We start from the raw sequence: 18,264 nt of genomic DNA, 5'->3' as shown, positions 1-18,264 counted from the left end.
CAAAAAAGTCGGTCACCGGTCAAATCGAGGTGCATTGTCGGTTTGGCGGCAACGCGTTAGAACCCGCGCCATGAAACAGGTCACCTTCACCCTTTCCGCCACCGATGGCATGGCGCGGCGCGGCCGCATCGACACGCCACGCGGTGATATCCAGACGCCAGCCTTCATGCCCGTGGGCACCGCCGGCACCGTCAAAGCCATGTATCCCGAACAGGTGCGTGAAACCGGCGCCGATATTTTGCTCGGCAATACATACCACCTGATGCTGCGCCCTGGCGCCGAGCGGGTGGCAAGCCAGGGCGGTCTGCACGACTTCATGGATTGGCAGCGCCCGATCCTGACCGATAGCGGCGGCTTTCAGGTCATGTCGCTCGCCCAGCTGCGCAAGCTGACCGAAAAGGGCGTGACCTTCAAATCGCACATCGATGGGTCGTCGCATGAGCTGACGCCCGAGCGGTCGATTGAAATCCAGACGCTGCTCGACAGCGACATCATCATGCAGCTCGACGAGTGCCTGAAGCTGCCGGCTGAAAAGAAGGAAATCGAGCGTGCCATGGAGCTTTCGCTCCGCTGGGCCGACCGGTCAAAGACCGCGTTCAATAACCAGCAGAACCGCGCGCTGTTTGGCATCGTGCAGGGCGGCGATGACCCGGAGCTGCGCGCACGCTCGGCGCAGGGGCTGAAATCGATCGGCTTTGATGGCTATGCCGTCGGCGGCCTTGCCGTTGGCGAGCCGCAGGAAGTGATGTTCAAGGTGATCGAAGAGATCACCCCAGAGCTGCCAACCGACCGCCCGCGCTACCTGATGGGCGTCGGCAAGCCCGATGACATTCTGGGCGCTATCGGGCGCGGCATCGACATGTTCGATTGCGTGCATCCGACACGGGCAGGGCGTCATGGCCATGTTTATACGCGCTTTGGCGTCATCAACCTGAAAAATGCCCGACATAGGGATGATCATCGTCCAATCGACGAAGCATCGCCGAACCCCAATTGTCGTCGCTGGAGCCGTGCTTACTTGCACCACCTCGTTAAGACTGAAGAGATTTTGGGTGCGATGATCCTATCGCAGATCAATCTGGCCTATTATCAAGAGCTGGTGCAGGGCTGCCGCGTCGCTATTGAAGGCGCCCGGTTCGAAGATTTTGCGGCAGAGACGCGCGCAGCATGGGCTGCTGGCGATCTTCCGGTTCTCTAACGTTCAGAAAAAGGCGCATCGACATGGCAAAATCCGGGCGTAAAGCCAGCTTCTCGAACCTCGGCAAGCACCGCAAGCGGCTCGAAGAGCAGCCCATGCGCATCCAGTTCGCTGTCGACCCCAACCGCTTCAAGCGCTATTCAGCGACTGGCGCGGGCATTCTGCTCGACTATTCCAAGAACCGCATCGATGAAGACGCGCTGGCCGCGCTGTTCGATCTGGCGCGCGCCGCAGGCGTTGAAGAACGCCGCGACCAGATGTGCGAAGGCGACCATATCAACATCACCGAAGACCGTGCCGTGATGCACATGGCGCTGCGCTATCAGGGCGACAAGCCTGTGCCGGTCGACGGCAAGGACGTGATGCCTGAGATCCGCGCCGTGCTGGCCGCGATCGAGACCTATACCAACGCCATCCGCAGCGGCGAAATCCGCGGCCATGGCGGCGAGCAGTTCACCGACATCGTCAATATCGGCATCGGCGGCTCCGACCTCGGCCCCGCCATGGTGACCCTTGCGCTGGAGCCCTATACCCGCGCCGATCTGCGCGCCCATTACGTGTCCAACGTCGATGGCGCCCATATCCACGACACGCTGAAGCGCCTCAACCCCAAGACCACGCTGTTCATCGTCGCGTCCAAGACCTTCACGACCGACGAAACGATGACCAATGCCAATTCGGCGCGCGAATGGATCGCTGACACGCTGGGCGAAGAAGCGGTGCCAAACCACTTCGCGGCCGTGTCGACCAATATCCCGGCCTGCGCCAAGTTCGGCATCCGCGAAGACCGTATCTTCGGGTTCTGGGACTGGGTTGGCGGCCGCTATTCGGTGTGGTCTGCCATCGGCCTGCCGATTGCTCTGGCCGTCGGCTACGACAATTTCGCAAAATTCCTGACTGGCGCGGACGCCATGGATCGCCATTTCCTGTCGACCCCGCTCGAGGAAAACCTGCCGGTCATCATGGCGCTGATCGGCGTCTGGTATCGCAACGTCTGGGGTTTCTCGACCCACGCCGTGCTGCCCTATGACCAGCGCCTGAGCCGTTTCCCGGCCTATCTGCAGCAGCAGGACATGGAATCGAACGGCAAGTCGGTGACGCTGGCGGGCAAGCCTGTGGGCTGGTCGACCGGCCCAATCGTGTGGGGCGAGCCCGGTACCAATGGTCAGCACGCCTTTTACCAACTGATCCATCAGGGCACCGACGTCATCCCGGCCGATTTCCTGATTGCGGCGCGTCCGCATGAAAGCCTGCCGCCGCATCACGACAAGCTGGTCGCTAACGTCCTAGCGCAGTCGGAAGCTTTGATGCTCGGCAAGACGGCCGAAGAGGTTGTCGCCGAACTCAAGGCGCAGGGGCTCGACAAGGCCCAGATCAAGGAACTGACGCCGCACAAGGTGTTCCCCGGCAATCGTCCGTCCAACACGCTGTTTTACGAGCAGCTGACGCCCGAGACTCTGGGCTCGCTCGTCGCGCTCTATGAACATAAGGTTTTCACCCAGGGCGTCATCTGGAACGTCAATTCGTTTGACCAGTGGGGCGTCGAACTGGGCAAGCAGCTCGCCAAGGCGCTGCTGCCCAAGGTCGAAGGCAAGCAGAGCGGGGAAGGGCACGATAGCTCCACCCAGGGCCTGCTGGCTTATTACCTCGAGAACAAGGCCTGATCGCGTGACTATCACTACCGAAGAGCAGCTCGAAAAGCTCAAGGCCATCGGCCGCATCTGCGCCATCACTCGCGACGCCATGGCTTCGGCTATGCGTCCGGGCATGACCACGCAGGAGCTTGACGAAATCGGTGCCAAATTGCTCGCCGAGAACGGCGCGCTATCGGCTCCGATCGTGACCTATGACTTTCCGGGCACGACCTGCATTTCGGTGAACGAAGAAATCGCCCACGGCATTCCCGGTCCTCGCGTTCTGCGCGAGGGCGACCTGGTCAATATCGACGTTTCGGCGGTCAAGGACGGCGTGTTCGCCGATACTGGCGCATCCTTTGTGCTCGGCGTCGGCGACAAGCGCCTCGATACGCTTTGCCGCGACGGCAAGCGCGCCATGTGGGAAGGCATCCGCGTCGTCAAATCGGGCGCGGCACTGGCCGATGTGGGGCAGGCCATCGGCAAGTTTGCCAAAAAGGGCGGCTATACGCTGATCCGCAATCTCGCCAGCCACGGCGTCGGCGATAGCCTGCACGACGAACCCGGCGAAATCGCCACCTGGCCGGACAAGTCGGAACGCCGCCGCATCAATGACGGGCTGGTCTTCACCATCGAGCCGTTCCTGTCGCTGGGAGGTCGCATGGCCGACCAGAAGTCAGACGATGACGAATGGACGCTGATCAGCGCGCCGGCAGCGCCCTGCGTTCAGTATGAGCACACCATCGTCGCGACCCCGCGCGGTGCCGTCGTGGTTACGCTCGCCGCCTAAAGCCAGAGCAGCAGGACTGGTCCAAGAACGATCAGTCCCAGCGCAATCACGAAGCGCAGATTGCCGGTCTGGCGCAGATTGTAGGCGGCAAGGATTGTCGACAGGATCAGAAATCCAACCAGGGCAACAAAGGCTGGCGTCAATGGCGCCAGCACAAAGGCCGTCTTTTCGGTCAGCTGCAGATAGACCATCTGCCCACCGACACAGCCGAGCAGGGCGGTGATCACCACGGCCACGGCTTTGGACGTAATCAGCAGTGCCATGTCGATCGTATTGCTGTTGATCAACAGCGCCAGTCCCGTCGCGGTGACATGTGCCGCCGCCAAGGTGATGAACAGCCGATTGTCGACCAGCATCGGCACGATACTGGGCGGTGCGTTGCGCGACAGCGAACCCACCAGCGGCAGGTTCCCGCCATACTGCACCAGCACATAGACGCCATAGAGCAGCACCAGCGTCCCAGCCGCAAAAACCAGCACCGTCGCCGCCAACACCTTCAGCAGATCAGCAAAATCCCTGGACACTTATGCACCTGCCTTGGTGTTGGATGAGGGAAAAGAGCCCGGACGGAAAGATTGGTAATTCACAGTCAAATCAATCGATTATGAGATTCTGGCGTGGGGTGATGTCTGGTTTGTAGCGCTTTTTTGGTGAACTGTCCTGCGCTCTGATCACGGTAAAGGGAGCGCATCGGCGTAAGGCACTCACCCGCGTAACAAGTTTACACAGCCTTCAAAATTCTTCTCGCAGACGGCTATTTCGGCGCCGTTTCATGCATTACTGTGAAATTAGCTTTCAGCGTGATGTCAAAGAGGGGGATTGCGATGCCGATTAAACGTTATGGGGCCGACAAGGCCGGTGCGGGTGGACAGAACCTGCCTTTCGCGCGCGCAGTCGAGGCCGGTGGCTGGCTTTATGTGTCGGGCCAGGTGGCGATGAAGGACGGCGAGATCGTTCGGGGCGGCATCATTGATGAAACGCACCTGACCATCAAGAACATCATCGCTATTCTCGAAGAAGCCGGATACGGGCTCGAACATGTGGTGCGTTGTGGCGTCTGGCTCGATGATCCGCGCGATTTCTGGAGCTTCAACGCCGTCTATAAAAGCTATTTCGGTGAGCATCCACCAGCCCGCGCCTGCGTGCAGAGCCACATGATGGTGGACTGCAAGGTCGAGATCGACTGCGTCGCCTATAAGGGGCCTTGAGCATGAACAGCGCTTTGTTTGGCGTCGACGGCAAGACCGTGCTGATCAGCGGCGCCGGTGGCGGCATTGGCCGTGCCATGGTGCAGACCTTCCGCGAAGCGGGCGCCAATGTGATCGGTGCCGACCGCGACGAAAGCCTGCTTGAAGGGCTCGATCTTGCTGGCCAGGTGCTGTTCGATCAGGCCAATCCCAAGGCTACACGCGCGTCAATCGAGCGCTATCTGGCCGCCCATGGCGCGCCCGATGCCGTGGTGGCCAATGCCGGATTTACCCGGGCCGAATTGCTCGAACAGCTCGATGACGACGTGTGGGCCGACGAGATGGCGATCAATCTGGGCGGGGCGTATGCGCTGACCGATCCGATCATCGCCGCCATGGCGGCTAGAGGCTCGGGGAGCCTGGTGTTTATTTCCTCGGTCAATGGCCTGTCGCACTACGGCAATCCGGCCTATGCCGCGGCAAAGGCCGGGCTTATCGCCTATAGCAAGGCGATTGCGGTCGAGCGTGGCCGACACGGGGTGCGGGCCAATGTGATCTGCCCCGGCTCGGTGCGGACCCCGGCCTGGGATCATCGCCTGGTCAATGATCCGAGCGTGCTCGACAATGTGCTGCCGCATTATCCGCTCGGTCGCATGGTGGTGCCCGCCGAGGTGGCCAATGCGGCGGTGTTTTTCTGTTCGGACGCATCCTCCGGTATCACCGGCACCGTGCTGCCCGTCGACGCCGGGCTGATGGCCGGTAATCTGCGTTTCGTTGATGACGTCCTGAGGGGCAAATGACCGATATTCTCGACCTCGATACTCCCGCCGTTCTGATCGATCTGGACCGCGTGGAAGCCAATCTCAAGCGGGCGCAGGACTATGCTGATGCCCATGGGCTCAAGCTTCGGCCCCACATCAAGACCCACAAGCTGCCGCGCTTTGCCAAGCGGGCAATGGAGCTGGGCGCGGTCGGCATCACGGTGCAAAAGTTGGGCGAGGCCGAGGTGATGGCCGATGCCGGGATCAGCGAAATCTTCATGCCCTACAATATCATCGGCAGAGACAAGCTGGATCGCCTCAAGGCGCTGCATGAGCGCGTCCATATCACCGTCACGGCCGATAGCACCGAGACGGTCGAAGGCCTGTCGGCGGAATTTGCGAATAGCGAGACGCCGCTGACCGTGCTGGTGGAATGTGATACCGGCATGGGCCGCTGCGGCGTGCAGAGCCCGGCGGCGGCTGTCGCTCTGGCCGAAAAGATCGCCAATTCGCCGGGCCTGAGCTTTGGTGGTTTGATGACTTATCCGGCGGCAGGGCAGGTGGAGGCCAATGCGGCCTTCCTGTCCGAAGCCAAGGCAGCGCTCGCCGCTGCCGGTCTGCCGGCGGCCATCGTGTCCAATGGCGGCACGCCCGACCTTTGGCGCGCCCATGAAGTCACCGCCGCGACGGAACATCGCCCCGGCACTTACATCTATATGGACCGCTATCAGGTCGCCAAAGGCGTTGGTGGGTTTGAGGACTGCGCGCTGACGGTGCTCGCCACCGTCGTCAGCCGGCCCACCGAAGACCGCGCCATCATTGATGCTGGCTCGAAGGCTTTGACCAGCGATACGCTTGGTCTGGCGGGCTTCGGGCTGATCGAAGCCTATCCGGATGCTGTGATCGTGGGCCTCAGCGAAGAGCATGGCACGATCGATCTATCGAAATGCGCGACCAAGCCCAAGATCGGTGACAAGCTGCGCATCATCCCCAACCACGCTTGTGTGGTCAGCAATCTGTTTGACGATGTGACGCTGATTTCGGGTGATGCCGTGGTGGAAACCGTCGCGGTTGCGGCGCGCGGCAAGGTTGGCTGAGGCATACGGACTGAACTGCAGAAATTAAAAAAGCCCGGGCTAGATGTCCGGGCTTTTTGGTATTTCAAGCTTCAGTCGCCGATGGGCTGCATCGGGCCGTTGGATTCGAGCGTCGTCAGGCTCTGGCGGACACGGCGGAGCAGTTCGAGCACGCTGGGGCCAATGGCTTCTGCTGTCGCGAGCGCCAGCATGTCGACGACAGCGAGCATGGCGTAACGCGAAGCTGACGGCTTGTAGAGCGCCGTCTGGTCCTCTTCGAACACGAAGGGGACGAGGTGCTGCACCGCACCGGCAAGCGGGCTTTCTGGCTTGGTGATGCCGATGGAGATTGCGTCATACTGGCGGGCGACGGCAACCGCATCGAGAATTGAGCGAACGCGACCTGAGGTGGAAAAAGCAATGACCACAGTCTGCTTGTCAGACACCGAGGCGCTCATCGATTGCAGCTGTGGGTCGGCATAGGCGGTGCTGTTGAGGCCGAGGCGGAACAGCCGGTTCTGTAGTTCCACCGCTGCCATCGAGGAATTGCCGCCCGTGCCATAGATGATGATGCGGCGGGCGCCGGCGATGGTTTTGCCCAGCGCGGTCAGATCGGCGGCAGCCATGGCCACGCTGATCAGATCGAGCGCCGCATGGGCGTGGCTGCAGATGGTGGAAACGACTTGATTGGAGGTGTGATTCTCATCAATGCGCTTGTCGGCCCGCAGATAGGCGCCGCCCAGAGCCAGCGCCTGGGCCATATGCACCTTCATCTCGTGGGTCGAGGTGAACCCCAGCGAACGCGCCAACCGGGTGACCGTAGGCTGGCTGACGCCCGCGCGCCGCGAGATTTCGGCGATGGGCGCGGTGATGGCGAAATGCATATCGCCGAGAATGACTTCGATCAGCGCCACCTCGGCACGGTGGCCTTCTTCGAGACGCGCCTTGAGGCGCGCGATGATGTCGATGCGCGGCATTGCATCCGCGTGTTTATCGACCTGCTTGTTCGCCATTATTGTCCTACGTCGGTCTGGGGTATGCGCTGACCGCTAGTAGCATCAAAAATATGAATATGCTTTGGTTCGGCAGTGAGATGCAGCAGCGTGCCGGGCGCTGGGTCGAGACGCAGCCGGAACACGCAGCGAACCTCCTCGCCACCGATCTTGCCGATGACGTGCGTTTCGGGACCGGTTGGCTCCACTACTTCCACTGCGAGCGTGATCGGACCGTCCTCGGCGATGATGTAGTTTTCCGGCCGGATGCCGACTTCGATCTTGGTGTTGTTGGCCATTGGGACCGGCGTGATCGCCAGTTTGGCACCGTCGCTCAGGATGACTGCGGCACTGCCATCGGGTTGCTGGCTATAGGTGCCGGAAATGAAGCTCATGGCCGGCGAGCCGATGAAGCTCGCCACAAAGCGGTTGGCCGGGCGATCATAGAGTTCGAGCGGCGCGCCGATCTGTTCGATGCGGCCACCATTCATCACCACAATCCGATCCGCCATGGTCATGGCTTCGATTTGATCATGCGTGACGTAGACGATGGTCGTGCCCAACTTTTGGTGCAGCGATTTGATTTCGGTCCGCATCTGGACGCGCAGCTGCGCATCAAGGTTCGATAGCGGTTCGTCGAACAGGAACACCTTGGGGTTGCGCACGATCGACCGTCCCATGGCAACGCGCTGACGCTGTCCACCCGAAAGCTGGCCCGGCGTGCGGTCGAGATAATCCTTGAGGTTGAGGATTGAGGCAGCGCGCTCCAGCGACTTGTCGCGTGTTTCGACGGCTTCCTTGCGCATGCGCGGACCGAAGGTGATGTTGTTACGCACGTTCATGTGTGGGAACAGCGCGTAAGACTGGAACACCATGGAGATGTCGCGCTTTTGCGGCGGCACATCATTGGTGCGGACGCCACCGATATCGAGCTCGCCGCCGCTGATTTCTTCGAGGCCAGCGATCATGCGGAGCAGGGTCGACTTGCCACAGCCTGATGGTCCGACGAGCACGATGAACTCGCCATCGGACACATCCAGCGACACGTCCTGCAATACCTTGGTCGGACCATAGCGCTTTTCGATATTGCGCAAGCTCAGCTCAGCCACGAGGTCTCTCCGTCACATGGTCCCTTAGGTTACACGCTACTGCGTATCTGTAATAATGCAACATCAATGTCACAATTCGCTTGATAAGTCGCTTGATATGTAAAAATCTACCGTCAGGCAAAGGTGCGGTCGAGGGACCAAACCGAGAAGTGCCTGCATGTAGGGAAGGGAACATCATGTCGTTGCATTGGTTGAAAGTTGCCGCCGTCAGTAGCGTCGCCGCCATCGCGCTCGCGAGTGTCGCTTATGCCCAAACGGTTCGCGTTACCGTTGCTGAATATAGCTCCAAGACTGGCCCGTACTTTGAAAAGGCCGCAACCGAGTTCGAAGCCGCCAATCCAGGTACCGATATCCAGATCGAAGTGGTGCCGTGGGATGTGCTGCAGCAGAAGCTGACCACCGATATTTCGGGCGGCGCCAATGCCGATCTCGCCATCATCGGCACCCGCTGGCTGATCGACTATGTCAGCCAGGAGGTTGCCGCACCGCTCGACGAGTACATCACCGACGACTTCAAGGCACGCTTCATCGATACCTTCCTCAGCCCATCGGTTATGGACGGCAAGACCTATGGCCTGCCAATCGCGGCCTCCGCGCGCGCCATGTACTACAACAAAGCCCTGTTCGAGCAGGCCGGCATTGCCGCGCCACCAGCGAACTGGGACGAAGTCAAAGCCGCTGCTGAGAAGATCAAGGCCCTTGGCGGTGACGCCTATGGTTTCGGTCTTCAGGGCAAGGAAATCGAGACCGACGTCTATTTCTACTACGCATTCTGGTCGCAGGGCGGCAATCTGATCGAGGCGGACGGCACGTCCGGTCTTGATTCCGAAGCCGCTTACAAGGCTGCCGCGATCTATAAGGACCTGATCGACAGCGGCCTGACCGAGCCAGGCGTGACCTCGCTCAACCGCGAAGACGTACAGAACCTGTTCAAGCAGGGCCGCATCGGTATGATGATCACGGCGCCGTTCCTGGCCAACCAGATCAAGGAAGAAGCCCCTGACCTGCAGTATGGCGTGACCGCAATTCCGGCTGGCCCGACCGGCGATCGCGGCACCTATGGTGTGACCGACTCGATCATCCTGTTCGAAAACAGCCAGAACAAGGAAACGGCTTGGAAGTTCCTCGACTACATCTTCACCACAGACAAGCGCGCCGAGTTCGACGAGAACGAAGGCTTCCTGCCGGTCAACGCTGCAGAAGCTGCTCTGCAGTTGTTTGCGGACAATGCCAACCTCAAGGAATTCACCGACCTGCTGCCCGACGCACGCTTTGCGCCGGTCATTCCGGGCTGGGAAGAAATTGCGGCTGTCGCGTCCAACGCACTGCAGAAGATCTATCTCGGCGAAGGGGAAATCAAGCCAACGCTTGACGCTGCTGCTGCCGAAATCGACGGCATCATTGCTGCCAACAAGTAAGTGACGATCCGGCGGCCGGGTATCTCGCCCGGCCGCTTTTCTCTCCTGCCGTGGGCACAGGAAGGCACTCCCAGCACATGAACCGCTCGGTTTTTACAAATCCATACGTGCTCACTGCGCCTGCATTCCTGCTGGCAGCCTTCATCATCCTCTGGCCGCTGTTCCAGATCGGCGAGATTTCGCTGAGTGATGTGAACCGCTTTGGCCAGCTGCGCGGCTTTAACGGCCTCGACAATTTCATGGCGGTTCTGAAGGATCCGCAATTCCTTGCCGCCTCGTGGCGGACCGTGATCTGGACGGTCGGCATCGTGGCCGGCACCATCCTGATTTCCATTCCTGTGGCGCTGATCCTCAATCAGGATTTTTATGGCCGTGGCATTGCCCGCGTCATCATCATGCTGCCCTGGGCCGTTTCGCTGACCATGACTGCCATTGTGTGGCGCTGGGCGCTGAGCGGAGAAAGCGGCATGCTCAATTCGGCCCTGACAGGGCTGGGGATCATCGACCAGAACATTCAGTGGCTGGCGCAATCTGCGACGGCATTCCCGGTGCAGATCGGCATCGGCATTCTGGTGTCCATTCCCTTCACGACAACGATCTTTCTGGGTGGGCTGTCGTCCATCCCTGACGATCTCTACGAGGCAGCGCAACTGGAGGGCGCCAATGGCTGGCAGACCTTCGTCGAAATCACGCTGCCGCTGCTGCGTCCGTTCATCAATATCGCGGTGGTGATGAACACGATCAGCGTGTTCAATTCCTTCCCCATCATCTGGGCGACGACGCAGGGCGGCCCAGCCAACTCGACCGATATTCTGGTCACCTATCTCTACAAGCTCGGTTTCAACTTTGGCAAACTGGGCGAAGCCTCGGCGCTGTCGCTGCTGATGTTCGCGCTGCTGCTGTTCTTCACCATCATCTATGTGCGGCTGGCGATGCGGGGAGACCGGGCATGAAACTCTCATCCAAGATGAAGCGCAGCCTGCTCTCATGGCTGATACTGTCGCCCCTGATGGTCGCCGTGCTGTTCCCCTTCGCAGTGATGCTGATCACGGCGCTCAAGCCCGCGACTGAAGTGTTGCGGCCCACATGGTGGCCCAGCACATTCCAGTGGCAGAACTTCATCACCATGTGGAGCGCGACCAATTTCGGCAACGCGCTGTGGAACTCGGTCTATGTCGCGGTGCTGTCGACGGTGCTGTCGATTGCCGTTTCGATCCCGGCCGCCTATGCGCTCAGCCGCTTCCGCTTTGTCGGCAAGGGTTTCGTGCAGCAGTTCCTGCTGGTGAGCCAGATGCTGTCGCCCATCGTTCTGGTGATCGGGCTGTTCCGCCTGCTGGTGGCGCTCAAGCTGCTCGACAACCTCAATGCCGTGGTTTTCGTCTATGCCACGTTCAACATCGCCTTCTCGGTGTGGATGCTGCAGAGCTATTTCGCGACCATCCCCAAGGACCTCGAAGAGGCCGCCTGGATGGAGGGCGCGACGCCTTGGCAGGCTCTGCGTCGGGTCTTCCTGCCGCTGGCGCTGCCGGCCGTCACGGTGACCGCGATCTTCTCGTTCATCAATGCGTGGAACGAGTTCGTCATCGCCCTGACCATGCTGCGCAATCAGGACAGCTACACGCTGCCGATCCAGGTGTTTTCGCTGGTTGCCGGGCGCTACACGGTCGAGTGGCATCACGTCATGGCCGCCGCCTTCACCGCGACGATCCCAATCGCCATCATCTTTGCCTGGCTGCAACGCTATCTCGTGCGTGGTCTGGCGCTTGGAGCGGTCAAGTAACCGACGCCGCTCGATCACATTCATAAGTCTGCTGGCATCAAGTGCCGGCAAATGAGGAGACATCCGATGGCTTCGGCCGGAACCACCTACGATCTCGTTCTCAAGGGCGGTCGCGTCATTGACGAGCGCAACGGCGTCGACGGCACTTTCGATGTCGCGATCAAGGCCGGCAAAATCGCTGCGGTCGCGAAGTCGATCGATCCGGGGCAGGGCAAGCAACGTGATTTATCCGGCTGCGTCGTGGCGCCGGGCCTGATCGACATCCACACCCATGTCTACCACAAGGCGACTTCGCTGAGCGTCGATCCCGGCTTCATAGCCCGCCGCTCGGCTTGCACGACCCTGGTGGATGCGGGCAGCGCAGGTGCCGGCAATTACGACGGCTTCCGCGACTATGTAATGGTCCAGTCGCCGTACCGGATCTTCGCCTTCCTCAACATTTCCTTCCCCGGCATTTTCGGCTTCGACAAGGATGTGTCCATTGGCGAGGCCACGGCCCGCGCAATGCTGCCGGTGCATCGCTGCGTCGAAAAGATCGAAGCCAATCGCGACCGCATCATCGGGGTCAAGGTCCGCATCGGCGGCATCGTCACCGGCGATCTGGGACTGGGCGCGTTGGAGCTGGCGCTTGAGGCGGCCAACGCCGTCGAGCTGCCGCTGATGACTCATATCGGCCATCCGCCACCAAGCTATTCCGACGTCGTCGACATGCTGCGCCCCGGCGATATCCTGACCCATTGCTACCGGCCCGAGCCCAACTCGGCCATCGGCCCTGACGGTAAGGTACTGGACGCCGTCTGGGCAGCGCGCGAACGCGGCGTGCTGTTCGATATCGCCCACGGCATGGGCGCATTCGGCTATGACACGGCAGAAGCGGCTTTGCGCGAAGGCTTCAAGCCAGATCTCATTTCATCAGATGTGCATGTGATCGCCGTCGAAGGCCCCGGCTACGACATGCTCCATACGATGAGCAAACTGCTCAATTGCGGTCTGTCGCTGGCCGACGTCATCGGCATGTCAACGAGCCGTCCGGCGCTGGCCATTCGTCGCCCTGAACTGGGGCATATCGGCGTCGGCGCACCCGCCGACATCACGGTCTTGCGCCAATATGACAGTGACTACGTGTTCGAGGACGTGGAAGGCACCAAGCGAGCCGGTTCAAGCCTGCTGCAGCCGGTGACCGTCTATCTCGATGGCCGCGAGATGGAGGTCAGCCGCCGCCCATTTGAGGAGAGCTTCCTCAAGGGTCATCACCACCAGCACTAGGGCCGACCGATGAGCTACAAATCGATCTACGCCTATGCGTGGGATATTGCCGAGATCGGCGCTGCCAGCGCCATCGGGGAGTTCGGGCGGCTGGGCCTTGATACAGTGACGATTGCCGGCAGCTACCATGCCGGCAAATTCCTGCGTCCGCATGGCCGCAGCGGCAAGGTCTATTTCCCCGACGACGGCACCACCTATTTCCGCACCGACGCATCGCGATACGGGGCCATCAAACCGCGTCCCAGCGCTCTGGTGCAGGAGCGCGATGTGGTGGGCGAACTGATCGCGCAGGGCGGCTTGGCGGTCAACGCCTGGCTGGTGCTGCTGCACAATACGCCGCTCGGCATGGCGCATCCCGACAGCGTGGTGCGCAATGCGTTTGGCGATCCGTACTTCTACAATCTCTGCCCGTCAGCGCCGGATGCGCGGGCCTATGCCGTTGGTTTGGCGGTGGACATCACCGAAACCCATGCCGTGTCCGGACTGTCGCTCGAAGCACCGGGTTTTGCGCCCTATGCGCACGGCTACCACCATGAATTTGCACTAGTGCGCTCCAATCCGTGGCTGGAAAACATGCTCGGGCTCTGCTTCTGCGACCACTGCGTTGCGGCCGCCGAAAGCCAGGCCATCGACGCACGCCGGCTCAAGGCGCAGGTCGCGGATGACATTGCCGCCTATCTCGATAGCGACATCGACTTTGAGCCCGACATGGCCGAAGCCTTCTGGCGGGCCGATATCGTCGCCGACGGTGACCTGCGCCGTTATCTCGATTTCCGTAACCGGCAGGTGACGTCTTTGGTCACTGAAATCCGCAACGCCGTGCGACTAGAGGTGAGTATTGCCGTCATCCCGTCCGTTGCCCGTCCGACTGGTGGGGCCTGGTATGAGGGCAGCGATCTGCAGTCTTTAAGTCAGGCCGCAGGCGTCATCGAGGCGTGCTTTTACGAGCCCAATCCGATGCGGGTGAAGGCCGACCTGTTCGATATCCGCCGTCGCATCGGCGCGGATGCCAAGCTACGCGGCATCCTCCGCCCATCCCATCCGGACTTCGCTTCCCGCGACGCCTTCGTCTCGACCGTCGCGATGTTGCGCGACAGCGGCGTCGAAGACCTTGCCTTCTACAATTACGGTCACCTGCGCCGTTCTAATCTCGAATGGATCGGTGACGCCCTGAACGGGTGAGTTTGCCGTTCCGACGACGAACTCAATCGTGTGTTGCAAACAAAAGGCGAACAAAGGCACGGTGTCGGTCGAACAACAAGGATCGATTCGTGTCGGCTGCCGCTACTTATCTTGATGCGCTCAACCCCGAGCAGAGGCGGGCTGTCGAACACGGTGTGGGCAAGCCAGAGGCGGGGCCGCTGCTGGTCATCGCCGGGGCCGGCTCGGGCAAGACCAACACGCTGGCGCATCGCGTCGCGCATCTGGTGGTCAACGGCGCCGATCCACGACGCATCCTGCTCCTGACTTTTTCGCGTCGCGCTGCCGCCGAGATGAGCCGCCGCGTCGAGCGCATCGCCTCCAAAGTTTTGGGTTTGAGTTCTGGTGTCATCACCGACACGCTGAGCTGGGCCGGCACGTTTCACGGCATCGGCGCGCGGCTGTTGCGCGAACACGCCCACCAGATTGGGCTCGATCCGGCCTTCACCATCCATGATCGCGAAGATTCAGCTGACCTGATGAACCTGGTGCGCCACGAGCTCAAGTTCAGCGACACGGACACCCGCTTTCCCACCAAGGGCACCTGCCTTGCCATCTATTCGCGGGTGGTCAACGCGCAGGGTGATCTGGACGATGTGGTGAACACGGTTTTCCCGTGGTGTGCCATGTGGAAGCAGCAACTGCGGACGCTGTTCGGCGCTTATGTCGAAGCCAAGCAGAAGCAGAACGTGCTCGATTATGATGACCTGCTGCTCTACTGGGCCGGCATGATGGCCGAGCCGTCCATTGCGGCGCAGGTATCCGGTCTGTTCGACCATATTTTGGTCGACGAGTATCAGGACACCAACCGGCTGCAGGCTTCGGTGCTGCTGGCGATGCGGCCCGATGGTCGTAATTTGACGGTGGTCGGCGACGATGCGCAGTCGATCTACTCATTCCGCGCTGCCAATGTGCGCAACATCCTAGACTTTCCCGGCGCCTTTTCGCCGGCCGCGGATATCGTGACGCTGGACCGAAATTATCGGTCGACCCAACCAGTTCTCGCGGCGGCTAATGCGGTCATCGAGCAGGCGTCCGAGCGCTTCACGAAGAACCTGTGGTCGGACCGCATGTCCGAGGCCAAGCCCTATCTGGTGACGGTCAAGGATGAGGCCGATCAGGTGCGCTATGTCGCTAAATGCGTGCTGGAAGCGCGCGAGACCGGGACGCCACTGAAGCAGCAGGCGGTGTTGTTCCGCACGTCGAGCCATTCGGGCCCGCTCGAAATCGAGCTGACGCGGCGCAACATCCCCTTCGTGAAGTTCGGCGGCCTCAAATTTCTCGATGCCGCTCATGTCAAAGATCTGTTGGCGATTCTGCGTTGGGCCGAGAACCTGCGCGACCGTGTCGCGGGTTTCCGGGTGCTGCAGCTGATGCCCGGGGTCGGCCCCGGCATGGCCGGTCGGACGCTCGATGCGATTGCGACGGGGGCAGACGCTGTCTGGGCGCTGCAGCAGGTGCCGCCGCCGCTCAAGGCCGGCCAGCACTGGGCCGATCTCGTAACCCTGGTCGAACGGCTTGCCTCGCAGCAGGCGGGCTGGCCGCTGGAAATCGGCTATGCCCGGCAATGGTATGAACCGCTGATGGAGCGGTTGCACGAGGACGCGGCGACACGGCTTGCCGACATCATCCAGCTTGAGCAGATCGCCGGTGGCTACCAAAGTCGTGACCGGTTTCTCACCGAACTAACCCTCGATCCGCCCGATGCCACCAGCGATCAGGCGGGCGTGCCGATGCGCGACGAGGATTACTTGATCCTCTCCACCATCCACTCAGCCAAAGGGCAGGAGTGGAAATCGGTGCATGTGTTGAACGTGGTGGATGGCTGCATCCCGTCCGATCTGGGTACTGGGTCCACCCATGAACTGGAAGAGGAGCGGCGCCTTCTCTATGTGGCGATGACGCGCGCCAAGGATGAGCTGCATCTCATGGTGCCGCAGCGCTTTTACGTGACGCAGCAGACACGCAATGGCGACCGGCACCTTTATGCGCAACGCACGCGCTTCATCCCGCGCGCCATGACAACTCTGTTCGAAGACATTCTCTGGCCGGCGGTCACGCCGTACAATCCCGCTGCCTCGCTGACCCCACATGCCGTGATCGACCTTGGAGCCAAGGTCAGGGGCATGTGGTGACCGGCTGGCTTGAGGCCTCAGGCAGCCTTGATGGCCGCTTCGACGTCCGAGACAGAGTGCCCCGTCAAGTCCTTGGCAATTTCGGCAAGGAGCTTGCTGGAGAGCGTCTTGTGATAGTGCTTGCGCATCTCGCCGAGCGCGCGTGGGGCAGCGATGACCACCAGGCCGTGGACCTTGCCGTCGAGCACGCTCTTGTTGAGCATGGCGACAATGCCCGCCGAAAAACCATCCTCGGCCGATTGGTTGCCATCCGGATTGCCAGAGCTGTCCTGACGCGACCCGCTGCCTGAGCTTTCTGCATCGACATCGGAGAGAGTTGTCGGCGCCAGTTTCAGGTTCGCCTCATCCCCCGAATTGCGAAAGATGTTGAGCTTTTCTCCGTCTGCAACCGCGACAGTTGTCCCTTTGGGCAGCATCATTTTGTTTGTCCTGAGTTTGGTCGATGACCCGAGGCTGGCTACAGCCTGCCTCGTCCATCTAAAACGCACGGTCTGTCCAAACGATCCGTTTGAAAGCGACTTCTGACTTGCTGAGATGCGCCGTCAGCGGCCTGCGGTGGCCTAACCCGTTGCCCGTCAGAAACGAGAAATGATCGCTGGCAGCAGGCTGACATGGATCTTGGAGTTCGATAGCAGCGCGTCGTGTGGGACGACGAAGGGCACTGCTTTCGCAAAGTTTGGAGAATGGTATGCCGGGAGGGGGTCGAACCCTCGACCATTCGATTAAAAGTCGAATGCTCTACCACTGAGCTACCGGCACGCACCAAACGAACGCCGCTGGCGTCGCGGCGGAACATAGCTAGGTTGACTTCGCTGTCAACCGCAATTGCGCCGTATTCAAAAGCTTAGCGGCGTGCCTGTGTATGGCATGGGCAGGCAGGACACCGAAATCTGCTCCAGACGAGCGCAAAGAGACGTCGCTTCGGACAGCTGCGAGATGGGACCGACCACGATCCGCTTGTCATCGCCACCGGCCGTATCGGCCAGCATGGGCACGAGGCCAAACAGCAGCGGCCCAAGTTTCATCGACAGATCCTGCCAGCTGCCCGGTGCCTGTGCAGCAGCAATCGGTGGGCCAAGCGCCACGCCAAAGGCGGCATTGTTGGGCGGTACAATATTGGCGACCTGAGCCGGCGCGTCTTCAACGGCGAGCGGCAGCGGCTGAATATCGGGCAGGCTCGGCCTTGCAGCCGCCATTGGCTGTTGGCGGATCAGCACGGAACCACCGTCTGCGTCATAGATCAGTGCCTGGCCTTGGCCGATGGCTGCTGTCGTGTTGCGATCGAGGGGACGGTTATTGTCGGGCATGTTCTCAAGCAGGCGGGGTAGGGTGACTTCCAGCGCGCCGACGCGCCGCACCACTTCCTTGCCATCCTGCTCTTCGAGCGCGAAACGCGCAGCGAGCACACCATTCTCGCGCTTGAGACGCAGTGTTTCGTCTCGCAATTCGGCAACCTGTCCGCGCAACTGCTCGAGCGAAGCGCCCTCGATGCGGGTTTTATGCAGCCCGGCAAGAACACTTGGCGGAATCAGCGCCGAAACATTGGCACCCATGACCGCAATCCCGCCCAATACGAGCGCAACAATGCCCCAAGTGCTGACGTCTGATTGCCGGAACTGCTCCGATGCTCTAGCCAAAACAATATCCTCGCGAGCAATGGCGAATCAATCGCCTTGCTGATGTTCACCATGCGGCCGCCGTTATATGTTCGCCAACGG

The 18,264-nt window shown here is 60.9% G+C and carries 17 protein-coding genes and 1 tRNA gene; 12 read left to right on the top strand and 6 right to left on the bottom strand.

Annotated elements, in window-relative coordinates; genetic code table 11:
• Positions 1-70 precede the first annotated feature (70 nt).
• Genes tgt through map form a run of 3 tightly spaced genes read left to right on the top strand, consistent with a single transcriptional unit; the run spans position 71 to position 3,622 of the window.
• Positions 71-1,198, top strand: coding sequence for a tRNA guanosine(34) transglycosylase Tgt (tgt, locus tag ABIE28_RS07930; RefSeq protein WP_354061717.1), 1,128 nt, complete (start codon positions 71-73; stop codon positions 1,196-1,198).
• Between the two features lie 23 nt (positions 1,199-1,221).
• A complete protein-coding gene (gene pgi / locus ABIE28_RS07925) occupies positions 1,222-2,862 on the top strand; it encodes a glucose-6-phosphate isomerase (RefSeq protein WP_354061715.1) in 1,641 nt (546 codons plus the stop codon).
• A gap of 4 nt (positions 2,863-2,866) precedes the next feature.
• Positions 2,867-3,622, top strand: a complete 756-nt coding sequence (gene map / locus ABIE28_RS07920) for a type I methionyl aminopeptidase (RefSeq protein ID WP_354061713.1) — start codon at positions 2,867-2,869, stop codon at positions 3,620-3,622.
• Here the strand turns inward: map and ABIE28_RS07915 are convergent.
• The gene (locus ABIE28_RS07915; protein WP_354061711.1) at positions 3,619-4,146 is read right to left on the bottom strand and encodes a hypothetical protein; all 528 of its coding nucleotides are present in this window, start codon (positions 4,144-4,146) and stop codon (positions 3,619-3,621) included. The genes map and ABIE28_RS07915 overlap by 4 nt on opposite strands.
• 300 nt (positions 4,147-4,446) lie before the next feature.
• Here ABIE28_RS07915 and ABIE28_RS07910 point away from each other — a divergent pair, with 300 nt between their 5' ends.
• The 3 genes from ABIE28_RS07910 to ABIE28_RS07900 are packed head-to-tail and all read left to right on the top strand — an operon-like array spanning position 4,447 to position 6,667.
• The gene (locus ABIE28_RS07910; RefSeq protein ID WP_354061709.1) at positions 4,447-4,830 is read left to right on the top strand and encodes a RidA family protein; all 384 of its coding nucleotides are present in this window, start codon (positions 4,447-4,449) and stop codon (positions 4,828-4,830) included.
• A gap of 2 nt (positions 4,831-4,832) precedes the next feature.
• Positions 4,833-5,609 (top strand): SDR family NAD(P)-dependent oxidoreductase, encoded by a 777-nt coding sequence (locus tag ABIE28_RS07905; protein ID WP_354061707.1) that lies wholly within the window; start codon positions 4,833-4,835, stop codon positions 5,607-5,609.
• Positions 5,606-6,667 (top strand): D-TA family PLP-dependent enzyme, encoded by a 1,062-nt coding sequence (locus ABIE28_RS07900; protein ID WP_354061706.1) that lies wholly within the window; start codon positions 5,606-5,608, stop codon positions 6,665-6,667. Before ABIE28_RS07905 ends, ABIE28_RS07900 begins: the two co-directional genes overlap by 4 nt.
• 71 nt (positions 6,668-6,738) lie before the next feature.
• Here ABIE28_RS07900 and ABIE28_RS07895 read toward each other — a convergent pair whose 3' ends face one another.
• Both ABIE28_RS07895 and ABIE28_RS07890 read right to left on the bottom strand, forming a co-directional pair.
• On the bottom strand, positions 6,739-7,659 hold the full coding sequence (locus ABIE28_RS07895) for a MurR/RpiR family transcriptional regulator (RefSeq protein WP_354061704.1): 921 nt from the start codon (positions 7,657-7,659) through the stop codon (positions 6,739-6,741).
• Positions 7,659-8,747 (bottom strand): ABC transporter ATP-binding protein, encoded by a 1,089-nt coding sequence (locus ABIE28_RS07890; RefSeq protein WP_354061702.1) that lies wholly within the window; start codon positions 8,745-8,747, stop codon positions 7,659-7,661. The genes ABIE28_RS07895 and ABIE28_RS07890 overlap by 1 nt, the downstream gene beginning before the upstream one ends.
• A 176-nt stretch (positions 8,748-8,923) precedes the next feature.
• On the opposite strand from ABIE28_RS07890, the gene ABIE28_RS07885 reads away from it, so the two are divergent.
• The 6 genes from ABIE28_RS07885 (at position 8,924) to ABIE28_RS07860 (ending at position 16,546) form a co-directional block, all read left to right on the top strand.
• A complete protein-coding gene (locus tag ABIE28_RS07885) occupies positions 8,924-10,165 on the top strand; it encodes an ABC transporter substrate-binding protein (protein ID WP_354061700.1) in 1,242 nt (413 codons plus the stop codon).
• 77 nt (positions 10,166-10,242) lie between these two features.
• A complete protein-coding gene (locus ABIE28_RS07880) occupies positions 10,243-11,118 on the top strand; it encodes a carbohydrate ABC transporter permease (protein WP_354061698.1) in 876 nt (291 codons plus the stop codon).
• The gene (locus tag ABIE28_RS07875) at positions 11,115-11,945 is read left to right on the top strand and encodes a carbohydrate ABC transporter permease (RefSeq protein WP_354061696.1); all 831 of its coding nucleotides are present in this window, start codon (positions 11,115-11,117) and stop codon (positions 11,943-11,945) included. Before ABIE28_RS07880 ends, ABIE28_RS07875 begins: the two co-directional genes overlap by 4 nt.
• A gap of 66 nt (positions 11,946-12,011) precedes the next feature.
• Positions 12,012-13,211, top strand: a complete 1,200-nt coding sequence (locus ABIE28_RS07870) for an amidohydrolase/deacetylase family metallohydrolase (RefSeq protein ID WP_354061694.1) — start codon at positions 12,012-12,014, stop codon at positions 13,209-13,211.
• Positions 13,212-13,220: 9 nt separating this feature from the next.
• Complete coding sequence (locus ABIE28_RS07865) at positions 13,221-14,393, top strand: hypothetical protein (protein WP_354061692.1); 1,173 nt, start codon at positions 13,221-13,223, stop codon at positions 14,391-14,393.
• An 89-nt stretch (positions 14,394-14,482) separates the two neighbouring features.
• A complete protein-coding gene (locus tag ABIE28_RS07860; RefSeq protein WP_354061691.1) occupies positions 14,483-16,546 on the top strand; it encodes an ATP-dependent helicase in 2,064 nt (687 codons plus the stop codon).
• 17 nt (positions 16,547-16,563) lie between these two features.
• Here ABIE28_RS07860 and ABIE28_RS07855 read toward each other — a convergent pair whose 3' ends face one another.
• From ABIE28_RS07855 to ABIE28_RS07845, 3 genes are all read right to left on the bottom strand, one after another.
• Complete coding sequence (locus ABIE28_RS07855; protein ID WP_354061689.1) at positions 16,564-16,965, bottom strand: host attachment family protein; 402 nt, start codon at positions 16,963-16,965, stop codon at positions 16,564-16,566.
• 265 nt (positions 16,966-17,230) lie between these two features.
• Positions 17,231-17,305, bottom strand: a tRNA-Lys gene (locus ABIE28_RS07850).
• A 77-nt stretch (positions 17,306-17,382) separates the two neighbouring features.
• Positions 17,383-18,183: a hypothetical protein gene (locus ABIE28_RS07845; RefSeq protein WP_354061687.1), complete on the bottom strand. Its 801-nt coding sequence runs from the start codon at positions 18,181-18,183 to the stop codon at positions 17,383-17,385.
• Between the last annotated feature and the right edge of the window lie 81 nt (positions 18,184-18,264).

The organism is Devosia sp. 2618 (genome assembly GCF_040546815.1).
Classification (GTDB): Bacteria; Pseudomonadota; Alphaproteobacteria; order Rhizobiales; family Devosiaceae; genus Devosia.
The sequence above is the reverse complement of the archived record's forward strand: the minus strand, read 5'-3'. Positions and strand labels throughout refer to the sequence as shown.